Annotated in this window: 1 pseudogene; it reads left to right on the forward strand. The window is 34.4% G+C overall.

Features of this window, described 5'->3' with window-relative positions:
• Positions 1 to 497 precede the first annotated feature (497 nt).
• Positions 498 to 6,314 (forward strand): annotated as a pseudogene (locus tag HNR69_RS09420) (hypothetical protein); the annotation flags it as partial.

Consider the following 6,314-nt stretch of genomic DNA (forward strand, 5'->3'; position numbering starts at 1 on the left):
TCTACAGTCTACAGTCTACAGTCTACAGTCTACAGTCTACAGTCTACAGTCTACAGTCTACAGTCTACAGTCTACAGTCTACAGTCTAGGCTAACTTGCAAATCCTGCAACCTATTTTTTACATTATTAACCTCTAAAAATATCCCCATTTTCCCTTTTCAAATCCTCGGCGAAAATATCATTCGTCTTTTTTTGCTTTGTCTTAAACAGCAAGGCATCGCCGATTTATTCATCAAACTATCTAAAAAGCAAAAAGTTTAATTAATCAAAAACCATAAAAAAGTTAAAAAAATCAACAAAATAAACAATTGAAAAAACCATTTTAAAAGATTAAAGAGAGTGAATTTATGAACAAAATCTTCAAAACTAAATACGATGTAACAACCGGTCAAACGAAAGTAGTGTCTGAATTAGCGAATAACCGCCAAGTGGCGAGCCGTGTTGAGGCGTCGTCGGTCGGTGTGGGTCAGTCGAAGTGCGGTGTGTTTTTCGGCGGTATGTTAGGGGCGTTTAAGGTCCTGCCGTTGGCGTTGGTGGCGATGCATTGTCAGGTTTCGTATGCAACACTAGGCTATTTGGTTACAGATCATGATACAGGTGCATCAGGAGTAGGAACTGACGGAAGAAATCAATGGTCTGAAGCACCTAACTGGAAAGATAAGGAGAATGTAATATTCGCCCCTATTAGTAAAAATGGACAAAACTCTGATAAAAGATTTGTCAAAGGGGTAAATACAAATATATATCAATCAGTAATTATTGGTCCCAAAGCTGCTGGAAGAAATGCACCAGATCAAAAAAACAATACTTCTGTTACTGGTGGAGGCATGACAGTAGTAGGATACAATGCAATTGGTTGGCAATCTCAGGCGACGGCAATAGGAAATAATGTGTACGCTGCAGGACAAGGAACAGCATTAGGTTCGGACGTAATGGCAGCGGGATATTCTTCTATCGCAATAGGAAATGATGATATAGCTAAGAAATATCAGGATAAATTACCTGAAAAAACAATAAAGCAAATTTACGGATATGATCATAGTACTACATATGTAGGTGATACTTATAAAAACATAATGACTGAAGAGGAATTTAAAAAAAAGTATTTAATTTATCAGGATGGTAATCAAAGAATAGATAATAGAATATATTCTCCAACATACTCAGCAGGTATTGGAGCAATAGCAATAGGATCAAGATCCGTTGCTTATGGAAATGCATCCCTTTCGATAGGTACATTATCATTCGCCTTAGCAGATGAATCAACAGCACTTGGAGTTCGTGCATTCGTTGATACCAATGCAGAAGGTGGGGTAGCAATTGGAGATGAGTCAAGGGTATTTGCACCTAATTCATTTGCGATAGGAAATAAGGCAGAATCTACATCTCAGGGGTCGTTATCATTTGGTTCAAATGCAAAAGCTGTAGGGCAAGGATCAATTGCGATAGGACCGAGTGTTGCTTCAAATGCTAAGTTGTCAGGTGATGGAGATGAGCAGTTTGCTGAATTCATTATGAGACATACAGAGACTGCCGCTCCTAATATAATAGATAATGGTAATAATAGTGCTGATATTACTTACGGTGCTGATAATGGAAAAGAATTAAAATTTGGGAATGATAGTATTGTAGTTAAATCTGGATTTGCTGCACATAGAACAGAAAATAAAATTACTACTATGATAGATAAAGTAATTGCTGAAAAAGAAAAAAAACTAAGCTATTCCTATGATAAAAGAAATGAAAAATTAGAAACAACTGAAAAAATATATACAACTGAACAAGAGGGAGACCATGCAATATCTCTAGGATATCACATATCAAACAACGGAAATAACACTATTACAATAGGTAGTGCTTCTGTAGTAAGAGGAGCAAACTCTGTTGTCTTAGGAGCATTAAATAACGTAGGTAAATATGCAACAAATACTATCGCATTTGGTATCGGTACAAACGTATATAAAGAAAACTCTATCGCAATCGGTACAGGAGTGAATGTAGCGGGAGCTGGAGTAGTTGCGATTGGTTCAGGAGTTGGTGTAACGAAAGATAATACCATTGCCGTAGGCTATGGAGCCCATAGTTTATCAGGTGAAAGTATCGTTTTAGGAAATAGTGCGAGCTTGAAGGAAAATGCAGAAAAATCAATAGTAATAGGTAATGGTGCAAAAGTTGAAAATCAAACACTGACAACAAGATCAGCAAATTCTGGCGATACAGGCTTTTCAGCTATTGCTATAGGTACAAGTTCAAATGTAATGGCTAAAAACTCTGTTGGTTTAGGGAATAAAGCTGAAGTTTCGATGAAAAATTCCGTAGCATTAGGGTATCAATCAACAACGAACTATTTTTATGACAATAATAATAAAAGCATAGCTACTTTGGACGGATCTTCTGATGCAATTGATTTGCCTGGATATTTCCCTCAAGGTTCAAGTTATGAAACAAAAACTGATAGTGCCTCAGGTATAGTTTCTGTCGGTGGTTGGAATAATAATGGAAAAGTAGGATTTAGACGAATAGTCAACGTAGCAGCAGGGGCATTAGATAGTGATGTAGCTACCGTAGGACAATTAAAAACTTTAGCTTATGTGAAAAAAGAAGGGGTCGTTACTTATTACACAACAGTTAATGGGGAAACACAAAAGTTAGTAAAAAGTGAAAAAGATAATAAATTTTATAGAGTAAATACAGAAAATGGAGAGCCTTTGGAAAAATTAGGTCCAGTTGAAAACAAAAATGTTTTAGCAGGACCGAAAGGATATAACGAACAAACTGTAGTAATAAAAGGCATAAAAACTGCCAATATGGGAGAAGTTATTAAATTTGGACACATAGCAGACGGAGAAATTAAAGATAAATCAGATCAAGCTATAACAGGTAATCAAATAAATGAGCTTATAGGAATATTAGGAATAGAAAATAAAAAGACAGATAAGACTGTTGATTATACTAAATTAAATAAAAAGAACTTCGAAGCTGTAGAATATGTAGGTGATTCAAGAAAAGGTGTTGAGTCAACACATAGAGAAGCAATAGATGATTTAATAAAAGCTGTAAATAGTGGATATGTATTTAGTGATAGTAGTAGTTCTACAAATAGTGGAGGTGCTAATAGAAATGATATTCCAGCAAAATTCTACTTAGGATCAAAAGTAGAAATTAAAGCAGGAGATATACCAAAACAATCAAGTGGAAAGCAAGCTACTACACCACAATATTTAGGTAAGAATTTAAAAACTAAATTAAGTACAAACGATAAAAAATCAGATGCAATATTTGAGATAGGATTCAGTGATACACCAACATTTAAAAATATACAAGTTACAGATGATATACCAGAACCTAATACTGATAAAAAGAAAACATATGAAAATTATGTTGTAAACAAAAAATATTTAGATAAAAGATTATCAAATGTAGCAGCTAACTTTGATGTTAAAGGTGATAATTTTAAAGCAAGTGAAGATAATACAAAATATACACTGGATAAAAGCAACACAGAGCTAAATATCAAAGGAAAAGAAGATACAGGTAACCATAAAAATATTACAACATCAGTTAGTAAAGCTGATAAGAGTGTAACAATAGAGCTTAATAGTACATTAAAAGGTATTACATCAATAGGTAAAGATAATGATAATAAGATTGTATTCGATGTAAATTCACAAAATTCTCCAATAATTAAATTAGGAGGAATTGACTTAACATTAGATAAGACTGCTAATAAGGTAAGAATATCAAATGTAGCAAATGGAGTATCTGATAATGATGCTGTAAATTACTCACAATTAAAAGAAGCTACATTGCATTTTGTCTCAGTTAAACATCCAAGCGGGGCTGATTCAAAGGAAAATTATGCAAATGACGGAGCAACGAAAGATGGTGCAATAGCAATAGGAGTTGGAGCTAAAGCTGCTGCCCAAAATGCAGTAGCAATAGGACATAATGCAAAATCTAAAGCAGAAAATGCAGTTGTAATAGGTAATAATGTAAGTGTAGATGTACATAGTTCGTTTGTACTAGGGTCTAATAATACAGTTACACAAAACTTTAAGAATACAAATGGTGCGGTTGTTGTAATAGGTAGTGGAACAGAATTAATAGAATCTAAAAGTTCTATAGCAATAGGTGCTGTTAAGGTTGGAGAAGATGGAACAAAAATAGAAAATGCCGCTTGGACAGCGTCTATCGGGAATAAAAATAAAATCAAAAACGGTACGGATATTGTGGCGTTAGGGAACAATATTAATATAGGATTTGAGGGCAATGGTTCTGACAAATTCGCTAATACACACGTAGTTGCGATTGGTAATAAAGCCAATGCCCAAAATGCAGAAAACAGCGTACTTATCGGAGCAGAAACAAAAGCTGAAAATGGTGCAACAAACGCAGTGATTATTGGTTATAAAGCCAAATCTAAAGCCGAGGGCGGTGTCGCCATAGGCAAAAGTGCGGTGGTTGAAGCCAACGCTGGTGATTCAATTGCTTTGGGGCAAGAGTCAGAAGCGACTAAAAAAGAAACCGCACTTCATGAAGCTAAAATAGAGACTATTAATGTTAAATTTAATTTCAAAGGTGGAGTGAGTGCTGATGATAAAGAAAACAATAAAAAATCCGTTTTAAGCATAGGTAAAACCGGCAAGGAAAGACAAATCAAACACGTCGCCGCAGGTGCGGTAACGGAAACTTCAACCGACGCTATCAACGGAAGCCAACTTTACGCTGTCGCTGATGAGTTTTCTAAATTAGCGGTGAATGTATTGGGTGCGGAAGTTGATACAACTAGCGGATTTAAGAAATCAGAATTTACCGTTGTTCAATATCATGGAAGTACAAATACACCAGCACAAAAAGAAATGACCTTTAAAGATGCCATTGGTCAAAATACAACAGCGATTAATAAAGGCTTTATTTTTGGAAGCGAAGATGATGCTAAAGGAACACATTATTTAGGAGATAAGTTGATAATTAAAGCTGGAGCTGTAGATACACCATCTACTATTACAGCAGGAGAAAAATATCTTCCTGATAATATTAAAACAAAGTACTTATCAAACAGTAAAGAATTATTAATAGGCATAAAAGAATCCCCTACTTTTAAAAATGTATTAATTACAGAAGAAATTCCTGAGGATAAGTCAACTGATCCTAAGAAAAATACTTATGATAACTACGCTGTCAACAAAAAATATTTAGACAAAAGATTAGAAAAAGTCGCCGCTAATTTCACGGTTAAGGGGGATAGTAACGGAACAGATGGAAAAGGTTATACCTTAGATAAAGAGCATAATGAATTAAATATTAATGGAGATAGTAAAAACATCACAACTGAAGTTGATAAAGCTAGCAAAAAAATAGGCATAAAATTAAAAGATGCTTTAACAGGAATCACTTCAATTGCTAATAATGATACAAAAATTGAGCTAAAAAATAATGGTGGAAAATCTATCGTTTTCACATCAGGAGATAACAGTAAATCTGTAACGTTAACTGGCGATAAATTCAGTGGCGTGTCTGAAATTAGCAAGGGAAACGCTAAGTTAATACTTAATGATCAAAATACAAGTTTAGAATTAGGTACAGGTAAGTCAAAACTTGAATTAAAAGAGAATGAGACGACCATCACTGCAGGAACTGATGCAGGAAGTATTAAAATTAACAATAACGGTAATAAGAAAATCGAGTTAAGTCCTGAAAATGGTGCTACATTAACATTAGAAAAATCAGGAACTGATAAAGTTAAAATATCAGGACTGGGAGATGGAAAAATTACTCAGGATTCAAATGATGCAATAACTGGTAAACAGTTGGATGACTTGGCAGGTAAATTAGGAGTTACTGTTGATACTGGAAAAACAGGATTTATTCAACCAGAATTTACAGAAATTAAAGGATCAGACAATTCTAATAAAAAACAAACTACATTTAAAGGTGCGATTGATGACTTAATCACGGCTGTTAATAAAGGTATTAGCTTTAAAGGTAATGATACTACTAATGGAACAGCAAACATGCAATTAGGCGGAACGTTGGTGTTTGATAGTTCGGAAAGTAAAACAAAACAAGATGGAACTAAAGGGAAAGACATCACGGTAAAAGCAACAGCTGATGCTAACGATGGTAATGCTAAAATAACATTAGAATTAAATAAGGCAGAAACAGTAGATGAAAACGACGAAAGAGTAGTTACTTCTAAGGCTGTGGCTGATAAGTTAGAAAATTATACTACAACAACGGCTTTACAATCAGGATTCTTAAAAGTTGATGGTACAAATATAGGTGATGCTGAAGGTAAAAAAACATTTGGTAAA

The sequence above is a fragment of the Histophilus somni genome (genome assembly GCF_014202395.1).
In the GTDB taxonomy this organism is placed as follows: domain Bacteria; phylum Pseudomonadota; class Gammaproteobacteria; order Enterobacterales; family Pasteurellaceae; genus Histophilus; species Histophilus somni.